General features: G+C 63.0%; 19 protein-coding genes. 17 read left to right on the top strand and 2 right to left on the bottom strand.

What is annotated here, in order from left to right:
- Positions 1 to 83 precede the first annotated feature (83 nt).
- From KUV49_RS14560 to KUV49_RS14505, 12 genes are all read left to right on the top strand, one after another.
- Entirely contained in the window at positions 84 to 428 is a 345-nt protein-coding gene (locus KUV49_RS14560) for a Rid family hydrolase (RefSeq protein WP_222450578.1), read from the top strand.
- A gap of 72 nt (positions 429 to 500) precedes the next feature.
- Entirely contained in the window at positions 501 to 1,139 is a 639-nt protein-coding gene (locus tag KUV49_RS14555; protein ID WP_222545609.1) for a TetR/AcrR family transcriptional regulator, read from the top strand.
- Between the two features lie 54 nt (positions 1,140 to 1,193).
- Positions 1,194 to 2,771 (top strand): ABC transporter substrate-binding protein, encoded by a 1,578-nt coding sequence (locus KUV49_RS14550; protein WP_222450576.1) that lies wholly within the window; start codon positions 1,194 to 1,196, stop codon positions 2,769 to 2,771.
- Between the two features lie 53 nt (positions 2,772 to 2,824).
- Positions 2,825 to 3,799 carry an ABC transporter permease gene (locus tag KUV49_RS14545; protein WP_222450575.1) on the top strand — a complete coding sequence of 325 codons (975 nt, stop codon included), beginning with the start codon at positions 2,825 to 2,827 and terminating at the stop codon, positions 3,797 to 3,799.
- A gap of 4 nt (positions 3,800 to 3,803) precedes the next feature.
- Positions 3,804 to 4,664, top strand: coding sequence for an ABC transporter permease (locus tag KUV49_RS14540; protein WP_222450574.1), 861 nt, complete (start codon positions 3,804 to 3,806; stop codon positions 4,662 to 4,664).
- Positions 4,661 to 5,671: an ABC transporter ATP-binding protein gene (locus tag KUV49_RS14535; protein ID WP_222450573.1), complete on the top strand. Its 1,011-nt coding sequence runs from the start codon at positions 4,661 to 4,663 to the stop codon at positions 5,669 to 5,671. Before KUV49_RS14540 ends, KUV49_RS14535 begins: the two co-directional genes overlap by 4 nt.
- Positions 5,668 to 6,690, top strand: a complete 1,023-nt coding sequence (locus KUV49_RS14530) for an ABC transporter ATP-binding protein (RefSeq protein WP_222450572.1) — start codon at positions 5,668 to 5,670, stop codon at positions 6,688 to 6,690. The genes KUV49_RS14535 and KUV49_RS14530 overlap by 4 nt, the downstream gene beginning before the upstream one ends.
- Positions 6,687 to 8,765 carry a hydantoinase/oxoprolinase family protein gene (locus KUV49_RS14525; protein ID WP_222450571.1) on the top strand — a complete coding sequence of 693 codons (2,079 nt, stop codon included), beginning with the start codon at positions 6,687 to 6,689 and terminating at the stop codon, positions 8,763 to 8,765. The genes KUV49_RS14530 and KUV49_RS14525 overlap by 4 nt, the downstream gene beginning before the upstream one ends.
- Positions 8,762 to 10,471 carry a hydantoinase B/oxoprolinase family protein gene (locus tag KUV49_RS14520; protein ID WP_222545608.1) on the top strand — a complete coding sequence of 570 codons (1,710 nt, stop codon included), beginning with the start codon at positions 8,762 to 8,764 and terminating at the stop codon, positions 10,469 to 10,471. The genes KUV49_RS14525 and KUV49_RS14520 overlap by 4 nt, the downstream gene beginning before the upstream one ends.
- On the top strand, positions 10,464 to 11,687 hold the full coding sequence (locus tag KUV49_RS14515; RefSeq protein ID WP_222450569.1) for an aminotransferase class V-fold PLP-dependent enzyme: 1,224 nt from the start codon (positions 10,464 to 10,466) through the stop codon (positions 11,685 to 11,687). The genes KUV49_RS14520 and KUV49_RS14515 overlap by 8 nt, the downstream gene beginning before the upstream one ends.
- Position 11,688: 1 nt before the next feature.
- Positions 11,689 to 12,153 carry a GNAT family N-acetyltransferase gene (locus tag KUV49_RS14510; protein WP_222450568.1) on the top strand — a complete coding sequence of 155 codons (465 nt, stop codon included), beginning with the start codon at positions 11,689 to 11,691 and terminating at the stop codon, positions 12,151 to 12,153.
- The gene (locus KUV49_RS14505) at positions 12,150 to 13,079 is read left to right on the top strand and encodes a 2-hydroxyacid dehydrogenase (protein WP_222450567.1); all 930 of its coding nucleotides are present in this window, start codon (positions 12,150 to 12,152) and stop codon (positions 13,077 to 13,079) included. The genes KUV49_RS14510 and KUV49_RS14505 overlap by 4 nt, the downstream gene beginning before the upstream one ends.
- A gap of 103 nt (positions 13,080 to 13,182) precedes the next feature.
- On the opposite strand, the gene KUV49_RS14500 is transcribed toward KUV49_RS14505, so the two are convergent.
- Both KUV49_RS14500 and KUV49_RS14495 read right to left on the bottom strand, forming a co-directional pair.
- Positions 13,183 to 13,863 carry a GNAT family N-acetyltransferase gene (locus tag KUV49_RS14500; protein WP_222450566.1) on the bottom strand — a complete coding sequence of 227 codons (681 nt, stop codon included), beginning with the start codon at positions 13,861 to 13,863 and terminating at the stop codon, positions 13,183 to 13,185.
- A gap of 107 nt (positions 13,864 to 13,970) precedes the next feature.
- Positions 13,971 to 14,786: a helix-turn-helix transcriptional regulator gene (locus KUV49_RS14495; RefSeq protein ID WP_222450565.1), complete on the bottom strand. Its 816-nt coding sequence runs from the start codon at positions 14,784 to 14,786 to the stop codon at positions 13,971 to 13,973.
- 173 nt (positions 14,787 to 14,959) lie between these two features.
- Between KUV49_RS14495 and dctP the strand changes: the two genes are divergently transcribed.
- The 5 genes from dctP to KUV49_RS14470 all read left to right on the top strand — a co-directional run bounded on the left by dctP (position 14,960) and on the right by KUV49_RS14470 (position 19,800).
- The gene (gene dctP / locus KUV49_RS14490) at positions 14,960 to 16,039 is read left to right on the top strand and encodes a TRAP transporter substrate-binding protein DctP (RefSeq protein WP_222450564.1); all 1,080 of its coding nucleotides are present in this window, start codon (positions 14,960 to 14,962) and stop codon (positions 16,037 to 16,039) included.
- Positions 16,040 to 16,114: 75 nt separating this feature from the next.
- On the top strand, positions 16,115 to 16,843 hold the full coding sequence (locus tag KUV49_RS14485; RefSeq protein ID WP_222450563.1) for a TRAP transporter small permease subunit: 729 nt from the start codon (positions 16,115 to 16,117) through the stop codon (positions 16,841 to 16,843).
- On the top strand, positions 16,836 to 18,179 hold the full coding sequence (locus KUV49_RS14480) for a TRAP transporter large permease subunit (RefSeq protein ID WP_222450562.1): 1,344 nt from the start codon (positions 16,836 to 16,838) through the stop codon (positions 18,177 to 18,179). Before KUV49_RS14485 ends, KUV49_RS14480 begins: the two co-directional genes overlap by 8 nt.
- A 60-nt stretch (positions 18,180 to 18,239) precedes the next feature.
- Positions 18,240 to 18,662 (top strand): cupin domain-containing protein, encoded by a 423-nt coding sequence (locus KUV49_RS14475; protein WP_222450561.1) that lies wholly within the window; start codon positions 18,240 to 18,242, stop codon positions 18,660 to 18,662.
- Positions 18,663 to 18,801: 139 nt separating this feature from the next.
- Complete coding sequence (locus KUV49_RS14470) at positions 18,802 to 19,800, top strand: Ldh family oxidoreductase (RefSeq protein ID WP_222450560.1); 999 nt, start codon at positions 18,802 to 18,804, stop codon at positions 19,798 to 19,800.
- Positions 19,801 to 19,816: the final 16 nt, after the last annotated feature.

The raw sequence follows: 19,816 nt of genomic DNA, 5'->3' as shown, positions 1-19,816 counted from the left end.
AGAAACATTATTATCATTATGTTTTTTGTCAACCGAGTATCACCGATGCTTCGCTGCGAGCGTTGGAGACGTCAGGAGGCGGAATGACCCGACCGGAAAACGTAAATGCGCGCTATGCGCAGGTCCTGCGACACGAAGGTCTCATCTTTGTTGCGGGGCAGGTTTCGAAGGACCTGTCGAGGGGTTTCGCGGACCAGGCGCATGACGTCATGCGGGCCGTGGATGACTGCCTTGCACAGGCGGGTGGCAGCGGGGGCAGGCTGCTGAGTGTCACGGTCTATTTGCGCGATGTCGAAGATGTGCCGCATCTGAACGAGGTCTGGGATCGCTGGCTGTCCGGGCGGTCACGGCCTGTACGGACGCTGGTGTCGGCGAAGCTGTGGCACCCGGATTGCCGGATCGAAGCGTCTGCGGTGGGGGTTGCCTGATGGGTGCGTTCCGCACATTCCCTGCCGCCATATGGAAAGCGGACGTTTCCGCCCTGAACTGGAGTTATTGAAGTGACCATTCCCGTGGAAAAAAAGCCCGCCCCCACGCGCCGGACCAACGAAGCGAGAAGCGAGGCGACGCGAAACGCTCTTGTCGAGGCGGTTATCGGCAGCCTGTTCGATGCCGGCTACGCGCGAACGACAATGACAGCGATCGGCCGCCGGGCGGGGATCACGACCGGGGCGATGCAGCATCATTTCGGTTCGAAAGACGAACTGATTTTCGCCGCGCTCGACAAGCTCTTCAACGAAATTTTCGAACAGCTCGAAGAGATCTCGCCGGTCGCGGACTCGCTGCCGCTTGCAGAGGAATGCGCCCGGGTCGTCGAGGCGCTTTGGACCACCTACTACGGCCACGAAAGATATGTGGCCGTGGTCGAAATCATCGTCGGAAGCCGCAGCGACAAGGATCTGCATGAACGCGTGATCCTGCATAGACAGGCCTCGCTGAAGACGCTGGAAGCCGGTTGGTTTCGCATTTTCGACCTAAAGGGCGAGGGGGCGTCGGACACCTTGCAGTTCGCCCTCTCGGTCCTGCGCGGTTCGGCGCTGTCGGGGTATTCCGAACCGAGCGGAGACGCCGTGCCGCGGCATATCCAGCTTCTGGGCGAAGCTCTGGCCCGGCAAATCCAGAGCCTGAAGTCCGCCTGAGGCCCCGTCCGATTCAAGAACAAAAATCCAAGAGAAAACCAGCAAGGGATGCAAATGAAACAAACACTTAGAATGGCCATGATGTGCGCGTCCGCGCTGATTGCCACGCCGATCTTCGCCGAGGACCTGACGATCGGCGCTCGCACCGAGATCGTGATGGACCCGCATTTCAGCTGGAGCGATGCAAACACATCCTACTACGTTCAAATCTACGGCGCCCTTGTCCACACCGATGAGAATGCGCAGCTGATTCCCGGTCTGGCGGATGAGTGGAAGACGGTTTCGGACACCGAATGGCACTTCCACCTGCGCCCGGACGTGACGTTTCACGACGGCTCGGAACTGACCTCTGCGGATGTCGTGGCCTCGTTCGATCGCGCGCTGACCTTGCCCAACGCAGCCAATCCCTATTCAGGCGCCTTGACCGGCGTGAAGGCGGTCAGGGCCGTGGACGACCTGACAGTGTCGGTCACGACCGAAAAGCCGGACCCGATCATACCCTACCGGGTGGCCCAGGTGCAGATCATCCCCGCAGAGATCGCCGAAACCGCGACGACGGAGGATTTCAATGCCGGGTCTGTCATCGTCGGGTCGGGACCCTATCGGTTCGAAAGCTACCAGGCCGGCGACAACCTGGTCCTGAGCCGGAATGACAGTTACGCGGGCGCGCCCGCAGAATGGGATCGCGTGACCTTCAGGTTCATCCCCGACGATGCGGCCCGCGTGGCGGCCCTGCTTGGCGGTGACGTCGATCTGATCGACTATGTGCCGCCCAGCTTCGTCCAGCGCCTGCGCGACAGCGACGCAACCAATGTCATTACGGCGCCGTCGGACCGGGTGATCTATCTGATCATGGACACCGAACGCGACTCCACCCCCTTTGTCCACGCAAAGGATGGATCGGAGCTTGCAGAGAACCCGTTCAAGGATCCCCGGGTTCGCGAGGCCCTGACCATTTCGATTGATCGCGGCGCCATTGTCGACCGGGTGATGGATGGGCTCGCGTTCCCGGCGGGGCAATTGACGCCGGAAGGGTTCGGCGGGTTCAATCCCGGTATTCCCGTTCCGTCGACCGACGTGGACCGGGCGCGCCAGCTGCTGGCAGACGCGGGCTATGCAGAGGGGTTCGCGGTGACGCTTCACTGTACCAACGACCGCTACGTGAACGATGCGCGCGTTTGCCAGGCCCTTGGGCAAATGCTGTCTCGGCTTGGGCTCGACGTGGACGTGCAGACGATGCCCCGAAGCGTTTTCTTCCCGCGCGCGGCGGATCATGAAGGCGAACGCTTCAGCCTGTTGATGCTGGGGTGGGGCAGCTCGACCTCTGGCGAGGCTGATGCGCTGCCGCAGGGCATTCACAGCTACGATCCCGAACGCGGATTGGGGATTTGGAACCTGGGTCACTATTCCAACCCGAAGGCCGACGCGCTGATCGAAGACGCGATGGTCGAGACGGATATTCCCGAGCGCCACCGCATCCTGTCGGAAGCGATGGAAATCGTGATGGAGGATTACGCGGTGATTCCGCTTCACTACCAAAGCGTGATCGTCGCCACGCGGTCCGGTCTCAGCTACCGCCCCTGGGCCAGTGAACGCACGATCGCGAACTCGGCAATCCCCGTATCCGACTGATTGCCCAACATTCGGTCGGCACCCTGGTGTCGATCGGATTCTAGGAGCTTCCGATGATTACCTTTGCAATGCGCCGGGTTGTGCAAGGAATGCTTGTGCTTGCCGTCATGTCCGTCCTGGTGTTTCTGGCCGTCTACGCGCTTGGAAACCCCGTCGCGACACTTGTCAATCCAGCCTCACCTCCCGCGGTGATCGATCAGGCCATAAAGGACCTTGGCCTCGATCAGCCGCTGCACATCCAATACCTGCGGTTCCTGCAGGGGACGCTTCAGGGGGACCTGGGCCTATCGTACAACTCTGCCCGTCCGGCCTTCGACCTGATCTTCGAACGGTTTCCCGCCACACTTGAGCTGACCACCGTTGCGATGCTCATCGCCGTGGGGGTCGGTATCCCGGCCGGTTTGATTGCCGGCTACCGGCCAGATTCGGTTCCGGGTCGGATGATCGGCGGGCTGTCGATCGTGGGCATCAGCCTTCCGACGTTCTGGGTGGCCCTGATGCTGATCGTGGTCTTCTCGATCGAAACCGGCTGGTTCCCCACCGGAGGGCGCGGCGAGGTGGGGACATTTCTGGGGATCCGCTCCAGCCTCTTCACGCTGGACGGGCTGCACCACCTCGCGCTTCCCGCGCTGAACCTGGCGCTCTTTCCCATGGCGATGGTGACCCGGCTTACCCGGGCCGGCATTCAGGAGAACCTGCGCGAGAATTACATTCTCTTCGCCCGTGCCAAGGGGCTCTCTCCGTCGCGGATCATACGGGTCTACCTGCTGAAAAGCGTCCTGATCCCGATTGCAACGGTGATGGGCATCTTGTTTGGCGTCCTGCTGGCCTTCGGCGTCGTGACGGAAAAGGTCTTTGCCTGGCCTGGCATCGGCAAGCTGATCATCGAGTCGATCCAGACGTCGGATAGGCCGGTCATTGTCGCCTACCTTCTTTTCACGGTCCTTCTTTTCACCGTCATCAACCTGCTGGTCGATATCCTTTGCGTGCTCATCGATCCCAGGCTCTCAATTGCGGAGGCTAAGTGATCCAATGCGGCGTTTCGCACGGAAATACCTCAATAGCCTGTCCGGGACCGCCGGGCTCGCCATCTTCACGCTTGCCTTGCTGGCCGCGGTTTTCGCGCCGCTTTTCGCAGGCCAGAACCCATATGACCTTGGTCAGCTGAGCATTCTCGATTCCCGTTTGCCGCCGGGGTCCGTGGGCGGCGATGGCCAGGTGTTCTGGCTTGGCACCGACGATCAGGGCAGGGACCTTGTCAGCGCCATCCTTTACGGGCTGCGCATCAGCCTGACGGTTGCCATCGTCGCCACGGCCTTTGCGCTGGTCATCGGAGCGATCGCGGGATTGCTGGCGGCGCAGTTTGGCGGCGTTGTGGATGCCATCCTGATGCGGATGGTGGATCTGCAATTCGCCTTCCCTGGCATTCTCATCGCGCTTGTCCTGCTCGCGGTGCTCGGCACTGGGCTTGACAAGGTCATCATCGCAATCGCGGCGGTTCAATGGGCCTATTATGCCCGCGTCGTACGCGGCAGCGCGATGATCGAGAAGAACAAGGAATACGTCGAGGCAACGAAGGTCCTGCGCTTCCCTGCCTTGCGGGTGATGTGGCGGCATCTGCTGCCGAACTCCTCGGCCCCGCTGATGGTGGTGGTCGTGGTCGAAATGGCCAGTGCGATCGCGCTGGAGGCGACGTTGAGTTTCCTGGGGGTCGGCCTGCCGATCACGCAGCCGTCTCTCGGGCTGCTGATCGCCAATGGCTACGGTTTCATGCTGACCAATGAATACTGGCTGAGCCTTTATCCCGGCCTCGTGCTTCTGGTGCTTCTCATCAGCGTCAACCTCATCGGGGAACGGCTGCGACAGATGAACGATGTGGGAGAAAGCCGATGACGGCGGACATGCACCGGGTGCCTGCGACACCGGCCTTGCAGGTCAAAGGCCTGCGGACCGACTTTGGGATGGATCACAGCGCGGTAGAGGATGTCAGCTTTGCTGTCGCCCCCGGTGAGATCCTCGGGATCGTGGGTGAGTCCGGCAGCGGAAAATCGGTCACCGGCCTGTCGATCATGGGATTGATCGGCCCGCCGGGACGCGTGACCCGCGGCAGTATCCTGCTGGATGGCCGCGAGATCGCGACCCTCGACGAGCGGTCCATGCGGCGGATACGCGGGGCGGAGGTGGCGATGATCTTTCAGGATCCGATGACGTCACTGCATCCTTTGCTGCGTATCGGCGAACAGATGGTCGACAGCATCTTTGCCCATCGCCGCATCGGGCGGAAAGCCGCGATGGACGAAGCGGAAGCGGCGTTGAAACGCGTTGGCATTCCGTCGCCCCGGGACCGTCTGAAAGCCTATCCGCACCAGCTGTCCGGGGGCATGCGGCAGCGTGTGGCGATTGCCATAGCCCTGCTGAACAGACCGAAGGTGATCATCGCGGACGAACCGACCACGGCGCTGGACGTGACGACCCAGTCGCAGATCCTTCTGGAGATGCGCGACCTTTGCAAAGCCAGCGGAACGGCGTTGATCTGGGTCAGTCACGACCTGGCCGTGGTCGCGGAACTGGCCGACAAGATTGCGGTGATGTACGCGGGTTCGATCGTCGAGCTCGGGCAGACCGACCAGATCCTCGACGATCCGGCGCATCCCTACACCCTGGGGCTTCTGTCATCCGTGCCCAGCCGGAACAGCGGCCAAAAGCGGCTGCGGCAGATCCGCGGCTCGGTGGCATCGGCCTTCGAGGTTCCGGGATGCCGCTTCGCCCCGCGGTGCGACCATGCCACCGCGGCCTGCGCGACATTCCCATCCCTGCGGGCGTCGCCCGACGGTCATGCGGTCAGGTGCAATCATCCCCAGTCCGGACTGCCCGAGACCGCCAGGAGAGCTTCGACATGACAAAGGGTGCGCCGCTTCTCGAGATTGCAGATCTGCGCAAGACCTATCCGCTGGGACGATCCGGCGCCCTGGGGCTTGGCCGGCGCCGATCGGTCAGCGCACTGGACGGTGTCGACCTGACGATCAGGCGCAAAGAGGTCGTGGCCCTGGTCGGCGAGTCGGGCAGTGGCAAGACCACGCTCGGCCGTATCGTCGTCGGTCTTGAAAAGCCGACATCCGGGTCGGTCAGTTTTGACGGCTCTGTCCGGTATCCGTCCGAGACACGGGTGTCGGCCAGGGAATTGCTTGCAACGCAGATGATTTTCCAGAATCCCGTCGCGTCCTTGAATCCACGGCAGACGGTGGCGGAAATCCTTGCGGAACCGGCACGGGTGCACGGGCTGCTGCCGCAGGAAGAAAAAGGCTTTGTCGCCGAACTCATGGCGCGGGTCGGGCTTGCCGATGGCTTGGCCAACCGCCGTCCGCGCGAAATGTCGGGCGGTCAATGCCAGCGTGTCGGCATCGCGCGGGCACTGGCGGTCAATCCCCAGCTGATCGTCTGCGACGAAGCTGTCGCCGCACTGGACGTGTCGATCCAGGCCCAGGTCCTGAACCTTTTTGCGGATCTGCAGGAGCAGAACAACCTGAGCTACCTGTTCATCAGCCATGACCTTCCCGTGGTCGAACGGCTGAGCCATCGCATCGCGATCATGTACCTGGGCCGGATCGTCGAAACGGCGCCGACCAAGGACCTGTTCCAGGCGCCGGCCCATCCCTACACGCAGGCGCTGCTGGCATCGGTGCCGCGGCTGGACCGGCGCGCCGTGACCGCCACGCCGATCCAGGGCGAAATTCCTTCTCCGATCTCGCCACCCAGCGGCTGTCATTTCCATCCGCGGTGCCCCTATGCCACGGCGCAATGCCGGGCAGAGCGTCCGCAGCTCCGCCAGGTCGGCGCGGAACGACGGGTCGCCTGCCATCTGGTCGACGCGGATGGAGCGCCCCCTAACGATCAATCCATTGCACAGGCACGAAAATGAAGCACATCAAGCCCGGGTCCGGTATCGAAGTTGGCGTCGATACCGGGGGCACATTCACCGATATCGTCTTCCGGTTCCCGGACGGGACGGTCCGGATCGCCAAGGAACGCAGCACACCGGCCGATCCGGGCAGGGCCGTCATCGACGGAATCTTGAAGAATGCGCGCGCCTGGGGCGTCAGCCTCGACGATATCGAACGGGTCGTGCACGGCACGACCGTCGCGACGAACGCAATCATCGAAAGACGCGGTGCCCGTGTCGGCCTGATCACCACCGACGGGTTCCGGGATGTGCTGGAAATCGGCCGCCAGATGCGGCGGGACATGTACGATCTGCGGATCCAGCCCGTGGCGCCCGCATTCCTTGTCCCGCGCGCGCGGCGCAAGGACGTCCCGGAACGCCTGCTGGCCTCGGGCGAGGTGCTGGTGCCACTGGACGAAGACGCGGTGCTGGAAGCCGCAAAAGACCTCGTGGCCGATGGTGTGCGCTCGATTGCCGTCTGCTTCCTGTTCGCTTTCCTGAATCCTGCGCATGAACTGCGCGCCCGCGCGATCATCAAGGCGGCGTTTCCCGAGCTCCATGTCTCGTTGTCCTGCGAGATCGACCCGGCCATACGCGAATACGAACGCACGGTGGTCACCGTGTTCGATGCCTATGTAAAGCCGGTCGTGTCCGATTACCTCGAAAAGCTCGAGCATAACCTTGTCGCGCACGGGATCGATGGCCCGTTTCAGGTAATCCAGTCCCGCGGGGGCCTGTGCTCTGCCGAGTTGGCGCGGCAGAAGCCTGTAAAGCTCGTCCTGTCGGGCCCTGCGGGCGGCGTGATATCCGGCGAAAAGATCAGTAGCGACAGCGGGCGCGGCGATATCATCACCGTTGATGTCGGCGGGACATCCAGCGACATCGCGCTGATCCACAAGGGCAGGGCGGTGATACGCAACGAAGGCACGGTCGACGGCTATCCCGTCCGGGTGTCCATGGTCGATGTGAATGCGATCGGGGCAGGGGGCGGCAGCATCGCCTGGCTGGACAGTTCGGGCGCGCTTCGGATCGGGCCTCATTCCGCCGGGGCCGATCCGGGGCCGGCTTGTTACGCGCGTGGCGGTCAGGAGCCGACGGTCACCGACGCATCGGTTGTGCTGGGGTACCTGGAGCCATCGCGCTTCGCCGGCGGCAACATGACCCTGAAGCCCGAGCTTTCCTATGAGGTCATAAAGACCCGGATCGCCGACCCGATGGGCACCAGCGTCGAAGCGGCGGCCCTTGGCATCCACCGCGTCGTCAACAGCCAGATGGCCGAGGGGATCCGCTTCGTGTCGATCAAGCAGGGCTTCGATCCGCGTGGCTTTTCGCTCATCCCGATGGGCGGCGGCGGTGCGTTGCACGTCTGTCAGCTGGCAAGGGACCTTGGCATCCGGACGATTCTGGTGCCGTCCCGGCCCGGCGTCATGGCCGCAGAAGGGTTGCTGTCGGCCCCCGTCGAACACGAGGCCAAGCGCTCGGTGCATTGGTCCTTCGCGGACACCACGCTGAACCAGGTGCTGGAAAGTCTGACCAACCTCGACGCTGAATGCGCCGTCGCCATGGCCAAGGACGGCGTTCCCGAGGGCAAGGCCAAGGTCCGCCATTTCGCCGACGTCTGCTACGAGGGGCAGTCCTTTGACCTTGAGGTGCCGTTCACCGCGACGGATGCCGGGCTGCGATCGCTGCCCGAGGCGTTCTACGATCTGCACGACCGCGTGTTCGGCCAAAGCACCGATGGCCCGGTGCGGCTGGTGCAGCTGAAATCGGTCCACAGTTACCTGGCCGAACGCAGTGATATGGGGGCGTCGTTCCCGGCGACGGCGGGCGATCAGGGCAGCGAGACGCGGTCGATTGTCCTGCCGGGTGCAGGGCGGGTCGACGCGGCCATCTTTCAACGTGCATCGCTTTGCCCGTCCACGGAAATCCGGGGGCCGGCAATTGTCGAGCAGCCGGACACGACCTTGCTGATTGACCAGGGCTGGACCGGCCGGATCGGTGACGAGGGCTCTCTTGTCCTGACGTGCAATCCAGATACCGGAGTGACGAAATGAACATGTCCGTTCAAGACGACCTCGATCCCGTGACGGTCGAGGTTATCCGCAACAAGCTTGAAGGCATTGCGGACGAAATGGGGATCAAGCTGATCCGCAGTTCCTTTTCCCCGATGGTCAAGGAAGGGTTCGACGCCGCCGCCAGTCTTTTCACCATCGAGGGCGAAGTCCTGTCGCAGGCCATGTCGGTGCCGGGGCATCTTTCCGCGCTGGTGCCGATCGTGCGCCAGTTTCTCAAGACCTTTCCTCTGGACCGCATGTCGCCGGGCGATGCCTTCATCCTGAACGACCCCTACATGGGCGGCACGCATATTCCCGACATCGGAATGATGGTTCCCATTTTCCACGATGGCCGGGTCATCGCTCTGAGCGCGACGATTTCGCATCATCAGGATCTCGGCGGCATGGTCCCGGGGTCTTTGCCCACGACCGCGACGGAATTGTTCCAGGAAGGGTTTCGCATCCCGCCCCTGCGCTACCGGACCGCGGCCGGCGAAGACCAGACCTTTCTTGCGCTTCTCAGGAAGAACGTGCGCTTCCCGGACATGCTGCTGGGCGACCTGAATGCCCAATACGCGTCCTGCGTCGTCGGCATCCGGCGAATCCAGGAAATGGCCGATCTCTATGGCGGGACGTTCCTGCAACACTGCTTCGCGTCGATCCTGGATCGGTCCGAGCAGATGACCCGCGAAGCGTTGCGACGTGTTCCCGACGGGACCTACCGCTACGAGGAAACCATCGACAACGATGGCGTCAATCTGGATCAACCTGTCAAGGTCGCGGTGGCGGTCACGGTACGGGACGGCCTGATAGATGTGGATTTCACCGGAACAAACCCACAGGTCGCGGGGCCGATCAACTGCGTTCCGGCAGCCGCGACGGCGCCGGTCTATTTCGCGGTCCGGGCGGCCTCGGGCGCGCATATTCCGACCAATGGCGGATGTTTCCGCGGCGTCACGATCCATTTTCCCGAGGGCTCCCTGGTCAACCCGCTTGAACCCGCCCCGGTCAATTCCCGCACAGCGGCCCTGAAACGGATCGCGGTGTGCATGCTCGGCGCCCTGCGGCAGGCGCTGCCTGATGACATTCCGGCCGACGCGGCAAGCCAGCTTCTGGTGCTGATTTTCGGCGGAACTCGGGACGGAGGGCAGCGCTACATCACCGGCGAACTCATCGTTGGTGGCGGTGGCGCGGGCAGCGGGCTGGACGGGATCGACGTGATCGACACCGACAATACCAACTGCATGAACAATCCCGTCGAAACGCTTGAATTCGACGCGCCGTTACTGGTCCGGCGGTTTGAGCTTGCCCCCAACACCGGCGGCATCGGGCAATATCGCGGCGGGCTGGGGGTCAGGCGGGAATACCTTGTTCTCGAAGGCAGCGCGTCGTTCACGCATCGCGGCGAAAGACACTTCTTCCCCGCAAAGGGGTTCCGGGGCGGTGGCGACGGTCAGCCGGCACGTTCGGAAATCCTGCGCAAGGACGGCTCCAAAGTCGACATCCCGTCGAAGATGGTAACCACGGTTGCCGCCGGGGATCGGATCATCGTCCAGACGGCGGGCGGTGGCGGCTATGGCGATCCCGCGCTTCGGGCGCAGGATGCGCTGGCGGCGGACCTGGCGGATGGCAAGATTTCCGCCGAAGCGCTCACGCGGGACTGGAGGCGGCCGGCGGATGCGCCCTCCGAACCTGCCGATGCCTGAGCTGCCTCGAGGCTCTGCCTGGACGGCGGCAGAGATCGCCAGGGCGCGTGCCGAGACAGCGGTGCTGGCCGACCGCACGCATATGAACAGCTGCGGCACGGGGGCCATGCCCGGCGTGGTCGTCGATACTGTCATCGACCACCTTCGGCTCGAAGCGCGTCTGGGCGGCTATGAAGCCGCGGCGCTTCGGTCCGACGAGATCGGGCAGGTCTATCGCGACCTCGCCAGACTTGTGGGCGGGGCCGAGGAAGACATCGCGATCTTCGACAGCGCGACCAGTGCCTGGCAGTCGCTCGTGCTGTCGGTGCCGTTCCGGCCCGGGGATCGCGTTCTGGTCACGCAATCGGAATACGCCTCGAACATCATGACGCTGCTTCGCCTTGGGGAGCGGTACGACATCCATATCGACGTGTTGCCCGGGTCCGGTACGGCCGAAGGGGATGTGGCCCGCCTCGAGGAGATGATGACGGACCGGACCCGGTTGCTGGCCATCGCGCACATCCCGACGAACACCGGAACGGTCTTTCCGGTCCAGGACCTTGGCAGGCTGACGCGGCACCGCGACTGTCTTTTCCTGCTGGATGCCTGTCAATCGGTCGGTCAGCTGCCGATCGATGTCGGCGACATCGGCTGCGACATGCTGACGGCTGCGGGGCGAAAGTTCTTGCGCGGGCCGCGCGGGACCGGCTTTGCCTATGTCGGGCAGAAGGCACGGGACCGCCTTGCCCCCATGGCCCTTGATATCCGTTCCGCAGATTGGATCGCGCCCCGGCAATACCGGCCGCGCGACGATGCCGCGCGATTTGAACGTTGGGAAAGATCCGTCGCATCGGTTCTGGGGCTTGGTGCGGCCGCGCGCCATGCGATGGACTGGGGCGTCGCGAGGATCGGAACGCGATGCGCGGACCTGGCCGCAATCGCCCGCCGCGGGCTTGCCGGACTGCCTGGCGTTTCCGTGCATGACACGGGCGCGGACTTGTCGGGCATCGTGAGCTTTTCGGTCGAGGGCACCGAAGCCGAACAGATCGTCGCCGCGGCAGGGCAGGCGGGCTTCAACATCGGCCGCTCCCGGATCGAGGATGCGCAATACGATCTTGGCCGACTGTCACGGGCCAGCGTGGCGCGGATCGGCCTTCACTACTTCAACACCGCCGACGATATCGGCGCCTTTCTCAGCTTCCTTTCATCCCACATCGAACAGAGACGGAAAACCTGACATGTCGCATGATTCACAATCCGATGGCCCACATTTTGAACAGCGCCATGGCGCCTACCTGATCAGCTCGGACCCTTCCAGGCTCGACCTTCCCTATATCCGGGAGTTCCTGACCAAACGCGCCTATTGGTCAAAGGGCGTGGACTGGTCGTTGATCGAAGCGGCGTTGAGGCACTCCCTGTCGCTTGGAGTCTACGACGGCGCGGGCGGCCAGGTTGGATTTGCGCGTATCGTGACCGACTATGCGCTCTTTGCCTATCTGCGCGATGTCTTCATCGACGAAGCGCACCGGGGACGTGGCCTTGGCGTGCAGATCACCCGCGCCGCGCTGGCGCATCCGCGGCTGTCCACGGTGCCAAGCTGGATGCTGGCGACGGAAGACGCCCACGGCGTTTACGAGAAAGCCGGTTTTTACCCGCTCGAACACCCGGAATGGTACATGCAGCGCCTGGGGACGACGGCATGACGACGATCCTTTTCATTAGCGAATGGTCTGACCCTGACATTTGGAAAAAAGCGCTTGAGGAGGTCATTCCCGATCTGGATTTCCGGGTCTGGCCCGATTTCGGCGACCCGGACGAGGTGGAACTTGCCCTCGTCTGGAAAGCGCCGCTTGGCTTTTACAGCCGGTTTCCCAACCTTCGGGGCATCATATCGCTTGGTGCAGGGGTCGATCACCTGTTCCGCGACCCCGGCTTGCCCGACGACATGCCGCTGGCGCGGGTCGTCGACCCGAACCTCGAACGCATGATGTCGGAATTCGTGCTGACATGCGCGCTTTATTATCACCGGGACCTGGACCACTTCGAAGCGGCACAGGAGGAGAAGGTCTGGGCGCAGACACCCGCAGTGCGCACCAGTGATCGAACAATCGGAATTCTCGGGGCCGGAGAATTGGGCGGCGGAGCGGCGCGCGTCCTCAAGTCCCAAGGATTTGATGTGCAGGTGTGGAGCCGGCGGGCAAGGAGCTTCGAAGGAATTCGCAGTTATGTCGAGGAAGACCTCGAAACCTTCCTGGGTGGCTCCGAAATCCTGGTGAACCTTCTGCCGTTGACCGGGGCCACAAGGCGTATCCTCAACCAGCAGACACTTGCCAAGCTGCCGCGCGGGGCCTGTGTCATCAATGTCGGACGCGGTGCCCATGTCGACGATACTGCGCTGCTTGACCTGTTGGACAGGGGTTACCTGCGCGGCGCCTTCCTGGATGCATTCGATGCAGAGCCGCTGCCGCGCGAGCATCCATTCTGGAGCCACCCGAAGGTAAAGGTGACGCCGCACGTGGCCGCCCATACCGATCCCTATACGGCGGCCGCGCTTGTGCGGGACAACTTGCAGCGTCTGCGGCAGGGGCAACCGATGCGCTACAGAGTGACAAGGTTTGAAAACGCCTAGGATTGAACAGAAATCGAAGCAACATCGCTGTCACCCCTTCAGGAGCACTCTGGCCCCGGTCACCAGTGATCGAAGAACCGAACCGCAATCCGTTTCGCTCTCCTTATGTGTCCGATGATGCAGACAGGAATGCCGAGAGCGGAGCGCGCTGTTGCCCTTGGGCGTCGAAGTTCGATGGGGCGAGCCAGCCAAGAAACCCGGTCCGAAGGTGCGGCCATTCGCGGTCAAGGATCGAATGCCAGGCGGTATCCCGGTTTTGCCCCTTCACGACCATGTGGTTGCGGAATATGCCTTCGAAGATGAACCCAAAACGCGCCGCAGCCTTGCGCGAGAGCGCGTTCGACGCGTGGCAGCGCCACTGCCAGCGACGAAAGCCCAGATTGAAGGCGTGGTCGGTGAGCAGGAAGAAGGCTTCGGTCGTGACCGGGCTTCTGGAAATGCGCGGCCCCCAGAGGATATGCCCGATTTCCGCGCGGCCATGCGCCGTGTCGATGTCCATCAGGCTCTGGCGGCCTTCCACGTGTCCCGTGGAGCGATCGATGACGGCGAAGAACATCGGGTCCGGCGACCGCGCCATTGCGTCGGTTCGTTCCAGGAAGCCGGGCAAATCTTCGGGCACCGGATCCGCCAGCCACCTGTGCAGCCTTTCGGCGTCTGGCCCTGAAACGGCGTTGAAAAGCGCCTCGCCATGTGTCGCCGCGTCGAGAGGTTCCAGGCGGGTAAAGCGCCCTTCTAGGACGGTTCTTTCTGGCTGTCGGGCCCCCGCCCATGTGTTCAGGTCCATGTTGCTTACTGTCCGGTCTGAAATTTGGTTCAGCCGGATTTATGCAATGACCTGTCTGCCGGTAAAATGACCGTTCTTGTCGCGAAACGGACAAGTTCGGCACCGTTTCAGCCGAGATCGGAGACAAATCGATCGCCGCTGTTCTCATAGAGTTTGCGCGCCGCGCCGGGGGTGAGGCCGAAGCCGGTCCGCAGTGCGACGCCGAAGGCCGAAACGCTCTTGTAGCCTCCCAGATGTGCGGCCTCTTTCGGTGTGGCGCCACGCACGAGCGCCTCCAGCGCGCGCGTGAGGCGTACCTGCTGGCGCCATTGCGCCAGGCTGAGGCCGGTTTCCTTCTGGAACAATCGCGTGAGGGTTCGGGAGGAGACGTGAAGCCGCTCGGCGAGGTCTTCGATGCTGTGCGTGCCTTCCGCCTCGTCGAGGACGAGCCGCGCTGCGTCCTGGGCGAGTGGGCTTTTCGGCAGCCGGATCATCAGTTTCAGATCCGCTGCGCTGCCGATCTCGTCCAACGCGAGCTCGGCGATGTGGTGGCCGCGCCCGGAAAGTTCCCAGTCGAGCGGTTCGGAACTCGCGGCGATGATCAACTGCTGCAAGAGGGGGCTGACGGTAATCACCCGGGCGGTCTCGCCGATGCGGCCCGATACGCCATGGGTCAGGAAGAGGGTGCGCATCTCGACCGTGCCCTCAACCTCGATACTGTGGTCCACCCTGGCGGGTACGAACAACGCTGTGCTGGGCATCACGACGAAGGTTGCCGTGTCGATGACCACCCGCATGACCCCGGACAGGGGGTGCATGACCTGCGCCCTCGGGTGGGAATGGAAGCCCTTGAAGAACCCTGGTTGCAGATATTCCGCATAGCCGACCAGCGGGCGATCCGCCCGCTCGACCTGTTGCAGAGTTCTCTGTCCATTCGTCGACATTATTTGTCCTTTTCGTCATATTATGCAGTTCGCTATCCTGTTTCAAGCGCTGAAGCGTGGCCAGGCGCGGCAATTTTTCCGAGTGGAACCAAGAGCCTGAGGAGGGTCTTGGCGCGAAGTTCCGCGGCCGGCCCGGCGCAAACGAATGAAGAAACAACAACAGGGATTACGACATGACCGATTTCAGAGACTGGGCCCGATGGGCCGCCGGATGCACTGCCGCGAGCATGATTGCGATGGCTCTGCCCGCGCAGGCCGATACCCAGTGGAACATGGCGGCCGCTTGGTCGGGCGGCCCGTATCTCGAGCAGGATGCCAAGGGCTTTGCCCGGCTGGTCGGGGAACTGACCGATGGGGCCGTCACGATCCAGGTGTTTCCGGGCGGGACGTTGGGCAAGGCCAGCGATGTCACGGAGACCGTGCGGTCCGGTGCCGCCCAGGTCGGCCATACCTGGATGAGTTATGACTGGGGGATCGACGCGACCGCAGTTCTCTTCGGTGGAAGTCCCGGGCAGATGACGCCCGAAGAAATGATCCTGTGGATGTACAAGGGTGGCGGGTTGGAGCTGTCCCAAGACTACAGGAAAGAGAAATTCGGCGTTGTCTCTTTGCCCTGCGGCAGCGCGGCCACGGAGATCTTTCTGCACAGCAACCGGCCCGTCGAAACCACGGAAGACTTGAAGGGGCTGAAGCTGCGCACCGCCGGCGCCTGGGCCGAGATCGCCGGGCGGCTCGGGGTTTCGACCGTGGGCCTGCCCGGGTCCGAGGTCTATACCGCGCTGGAACGTGGGGTCATCGACGCGACGGAGTGGGGCACACCGTCGGTCAATATCGATTCCGGGCTGCCGGACGTGTCGGAGTATATCGTGGTGCCCGGATTCCACTCACCCGGAGGGATCTACGAGTGCGTCATCAATCAGGATGCCTGGGATGCGCTGAGCGATCATGAGCAGTCGATGGTGGAAATGGCGGCCCGGCTGGCGCTCTTCGAAAGCTGGATGAGCTATGCCTATGACGATGCCGTCGCCTTTTCCAAGCTGATGGAAGAAGACCGAAACATCATCCATCTCGGCCAGGACGTCATCGAAGACGCGCAGGCCGTTACGACCGCTTGGGAGGATGAGAAGGCGGCGGCCGACCCCGAATGGTTCGGCCGGGTTCTGGAAAGCCGGCGGGGCTTCAAGACGATGATGGACCGAACCTGGACGCAGTTCCGTTTCCCGATCGGTGCCGTTCCAGGTGCGAACGACTGAGCCCCTGCGCTCCCGAACATGGCCCGCGCTCCGGCGGGGTCATGTCCGACTTCCCATGTTCCACGAGGCATTTTCATGGACGCGACCGTGCAATTCCTGTTCTTTTGTGGCGAGACACTCTGGCTTGGCGTGACAGGTTACGCCGCGCTCTTTCCGATGATCCTTGGGGTCGCAAGGGAAGGGGGCGTCGCCTGGGGCACCGTGATCGCGCTGGTGTTTCTGCTGGTGCCGGTCGCGTTTCTGCTGGCCGCCGTCCTGACCGGCCTTTCTCGCGGCACCGTATCGGACGCGGCGCGGGTGCTGGACCGGCTGGCGCGGCTGACATCGGGGGCGGCGGCGGGGCTTCTTCTCGTGCTGAGCGCCATCATGTTGTTCGAGGTGATGTCGCGCTACCTGCTCGGGCGGCCGACGATCTGGTCGTTCGAGCTGTCCTATATGCTGATGGGAACGATCTTTTTCCTGGGCGCCAATTATTGCCTGCAACGAGATCAGCATGTCCGTGTCGATTTCTTCTACGACTGGGGCTCCGCGCGCAAACGGACCGTGACGAATATCCTGGGGTATACAGCAAGCCTGCCAATGCTGCTCTGGATGCTTGCGGGATTTTCCGAGTATTTCGAGCGCAGTTTCGTCCAGGGTATCCGAACCGGCAATTCGGTCTGGAATCCGAGCGTCTGGCCGTTCCGGCTCGTCTTCGTTCTCGGCACGGCGCTGCTGATACTTCAGGTCTTTTCCGAGCTACTGAAAGGCTGTGGCGCCCTGACCGAAGAGCGACGCGCCAGGGTGGGCGAGACCGATGATTGAGTTGCCGCTGCTGATGTTCGCCGGGCTTATCCTGCTGATCTTCGCGGGTATTCCGGTCGCCTTCTCCATGCTGATCGTCTCCTTCGTGGTGACGGCGCTCCACTTCGGGTTCATGCCCCAGATCGTGAACATCTTTGTTCAGAAGACCGACGAGGTCGCTTCGAATTACGTGCTGGGCGCGGTTCCCCTGTTCATTTTGATGGGATCGATCCTGGAACGTTCGGGCATTGCCGAACGGCTGCTTTCGGCGGTGCAGCTCTGGACCCACCGCCTGCCTGGAGGGCTGGCGGCGGGGACTATCGTCCTTTGCATCATTTTCGCGGCTGTCAGCGGGGTCATCGGAGCGACCGAATCCGTTGTCGGGCTGATCGCCATACCGACCATGATGCGGCACAACTATGCCAGAGATCTGATTGCCGGGACGATCTGCGCCGGAGGATCCCTGGGGACGATCATCCCGCCCTCGGTCATCGTCATCCTGCTGGCGCCCGTCGCGAATGTGGATGTGGGCTACCTGTTCATGGGGATCATGGTGCCGGGACTGTGCCTTGCGCTGCTCTATCTGATCTACGTGGTCGTTCGCTGCGCATTGCGGCCGCAGGATGGCTGGCGTCCTGTCGCCGTGGCGCAGGCGATCCCGCTGGCGGAAAAGCTGCGTGTCTCGATCACTGCTCTGGTGCCGCCGCTATTGCTGATCTTCGCGGTTCTGGGCTCCATCGTCTTTGGCCTGGCCACTCCGACGGAGGCCGCCGCGGTGGGGGCGGCGGGGGCCTTCATCCTGGCATTAGGGTCGGGGACCCTGACATCGGGAGCGCTTCGTGAAGCGGCGCTGAGCACGGTGTCGGTCACGGCGATGATCACGCTGATCCTGCTTGCCGGCAATATCTTCGCGAGCGTGTTCTCCGTGTCGGGGGGGCTGGCCGCGACGGAGCGCTTCATCAATTCGCTGAACACGGCGCCGATGACGATCGTCCTGCTGTTGCTGCTCGTCGCGTTCGTGGCCGGGTTCGTCCTCGATATCGTCTCGATCATCCTGATCCTCATTCCGATCGCGATCCCGGTGGTCATGGAGCTGGATATCCACGGGCTCGAACCGCCGCTGCTCAAGGCGTGGTTCTGCGTCGTCTTTCTCGTCACGGTGCAGACCAGCTACCTGACGCCGCCGCTTGCCCCCGCGATCTTTTATCTGCGTGCCATCGCGCCACCCCAGATCCGACTCAGGGACATGTATGTCGGGGTTGTGCCCTTCATCGCGATCCAACTCATCCTGGTGCTGTCATTGCTGATATTCCCGGCGCTGGCCCTGGGATTGCCCACATGGATACGGGGCATGTAGCGACACCGTTCCGCACCGCATCCTTCCATCCGCCTTGCAAGAAAGAGAGAGGAAACACCAATGGGTGACAGTATCTTCAAATTTCCGGACGACATCGTCTATGTCCGCGGGTCCACGATGACCGAGGGGCCGTATACGCCGGGTCAGCCGCGCATGACGGCTTACGAGACCGAGGGTCTCTGGACAGGCATTACGACGGTGACCGCCAAGGATACCCCCAGCCAGTGGCATCATCACAAGGATCACGACAGCATCATGTACATGCTGAATGGCGAGATCCGGGTCGATTGGGGTGAGAAGGGCGAAAAGTCCTTCACGCTGGCGCCGGGGGATTTCGCGTTCTTCCGGCGCGGGGTGATCCATCGGGCCCAGATCCTCGAGAGCGATGGAGACTGCCGCTTTCTGGTGGTGCGCCTCGGTGCGGGTGACACGGTTGAGAATGTCGATGGTCCGGGTCCGAACGTCATCGACGCGCAGGGCTGACGTGGGCCGGTGCCGGGCGTTGGAACCAGATAGGCGACCAGGGGTTTCACGACCCGGATAAGGCGCCTGCCAAGCCTCGCTTTATCAGGGTCGTCAACAGTCTCGACCCCTTTGGGAGCGGGGCGGAAGGAGATATGATTTGGCCAAGGAAACGATCTCTCTGATCGAGATTCACGAATTATGCGTCGCGGCGCTGACCAACGCGGGCGCACATCAGGCCGCGGCCCTCGCGGTTGCCGGGTCGATCCGGGATGCCGAGAGGGATGGCTCGTTCTCTCACGGTATCTTTCGTCTGCCCGGCTTCGTCGCGTCGCTCAGAAGCGGCAAGGTCGACGGGACGGCGGAGCCGGAGCTGAGCTTTCCCACGCCGGCTTTGATCCTGTGCGACGCAAGGCGTGGCATGGCGCCCTATGCCCTGCAAAGAGCCTTGCCGGAGCTTGTCCGCGCCACGCAGCGGATGGGAATTGCCGCGCTGGCAATGCGTAACTCCGCCCATTTTGCCGCGCTTTGGCCCGAAGTCGAGGCGTTGGCCGAGGCGGGGTTGGCCGGCATCGCCTGCACGAATTATCTGCCGGTTGTCGCCCCCGCGGGTGCTCGGGAGCGCCTGCTGGGCACCAACCCCCTGGCTTTTGCCTGGCCCCGACCGAACGCCGCACCGCTGGTCTTCGACATGGCGACCGCCGCCCGTGCGCTGGGAGACGTGCAGCTGGCCGCGCGTGAAGGTGCGAGTTTGCCCGAAGGGATCGGCATCGACAGAGACGGGGAGGACACGACCGACCCGGCCGCGATCCTGTCAGGCGCACTCATACCCTTTGGGGGCTACAAGGGCTCCGCCATCTCGCTCATGGTCGAGCTGCTTTCGGGGAGCCTGATCGGGCAGATGTCGAGCCTGGGCAACGCCGAGGCGGACAATAACGACGGTGGCCCGCCGCCGCGTGGAGAATTGATCATCGGCCTGAACCCGGACCTTCTGTCTGGCGGCTGTTGGCGAGCCGAGGCGGAGACATTCCTGAAGCGGCTCGAGGCGCAACCTGATCTCAGGCTTCCGGGGCAGCGGCGGCATGCGCGGCGCGGTCATGTCACGACGACAGTGGTGGAGGCCGACCTTATTGAAACCGTGCGCGCGCTTGCCTTCTAAAGTGGCAAGGATGCTG

Origin of the sequence: Roseovarius atlanticus (assembly GCF_019802205.1) — a bacterium.
In the GTDB taxonomy this organism is placed as follows: Bacteria; Pseudomonadota; Alphaproteobacteria; order Rhodobacterales; family Rhodobacteraceae; genus Roseovarius; species Roseovarius atlanticus_A.
Note: the sequence above shows the minus strand (reverse complement) of the source record. Positions and strands in the feature narration are given on the sequence as shown.

Bases quoted from the DNA above. Each gene is read 5' to 3' on its own strand.
- KUV49_RS14540 (WP_222450574.1), top strand. From the start codon at position 3,804: ATGCGGCGTTTCGCACGGAAATACCTCAATAGCCTGTCCGGGACCGCC.
- KUV49_RS14505 (WP_222450567.1), top strand. From the start codon at position 12,150: ATGACGACGATCCTTTTCATTAGCGAATGGTCTGACCCTGACATTTGG.
- KUV49_RS14535 (WP_222450573.1), top strand. From the start codon at position 4,661: ATGACGGCGGACATGCACCGGGTGCCTGCGACACCGGCCTTGCAGGTC.
- KUV49_RS14560 (WP_222450578.1), top strand. From the start codon at position 84: ATGACCCGACCGGAAAACGTAAATGCGCGCTATGCGCAGGTCCTGCGA.
- dctP (WP_222450564.1), top strand. From the start codon at position 14,960: ATGACCGATTTCAGAGACTGGGCCCGATGGGCCGCCGGATGCACTGCC.
- KUV49_RS14500 (WP_222450566.1), bottom strand. From the start codon at position 13,863: ATGGACCTGAACACATGGGCGGGGGCCCGACAGCCAGAAAGAACCGTC.
- KUV49_RS14495 (WP_222450565.1), bottom strand. From the start codon at position 14,786: ATGTCGACGAATGGACAGAGAACTCTGCAACAGGTCGAGCGGGCGGAT.
- KUV49_RS14545 (WP_222450575.1), top strand. From the start codon at position 2,825: ATGATTACCTTTGCAATGCGCCGGGTTGTGCAAGGAATGCTTGTGCTT.
- KUV49_RS14485 (WP_222450563.1), top strand. From the start codon at position 16,115: ATGGACGCGACCGTGCAATTCCTGTTCTTTTGTGGCGAGACACTCTGG.
- KUV49_RS14530 (WP_222450572.1), top strand. From the start codon at position 5,668: ATGACAAAGGGTGCGCCGCTTCTCGAGATTGCAGATCTGCGCAAGACC.
- KUV49_RS14525 (WP_222450571.1), top strand. From the start codon at position 6,687: ATGAAGCACATCAAGCCCGGGTCCGGTATCGAAGTTGGCGTCGATACC.
- KUV49_RS14475 (WP_222450561.1), top strand. From the start codon at position 18,240: ATGGGTGACAGTATCTTCAAATTTCCGGACGACATCGTCTATGTCCGC.
- KUV49_RS14480 (WP_222450562.1), top strand. From the start codon at position 16,836: ATGATTGAGTTGCCGCTGCTGATGTTCGCCGGGCTTATCCTGCTGATC.
- KUV49_RS14520 (WP_222545608.1), top strand. From the start codon at position 8,762: ATGAACATGTCCGTTCAAGACGACCTCGATCCCGTGACGGTCGAGGTT.
- KUV49_RS14550 (WP_222450576.1), top strand. From the start codon at position 1,194: ATGAAACAAACACTTAGAATGGCCATGATGTGCGCGTCCGCGCTGATT.
- KUV49_RS14510 (WP_222450568.1), top strand. From the start codon at position 11,689: ATGTCGCATGATTCACAATCCGATGGCCCACATTTTGAACAGCGCCAT.
- KUV49_RS14515 (WP_222450569.1), top strand. From the start codon at position 10,464: ATGCCTGAGCTGCCTCGAGGCTCTGCCTGGACGGCGGCAGAGATCGCC.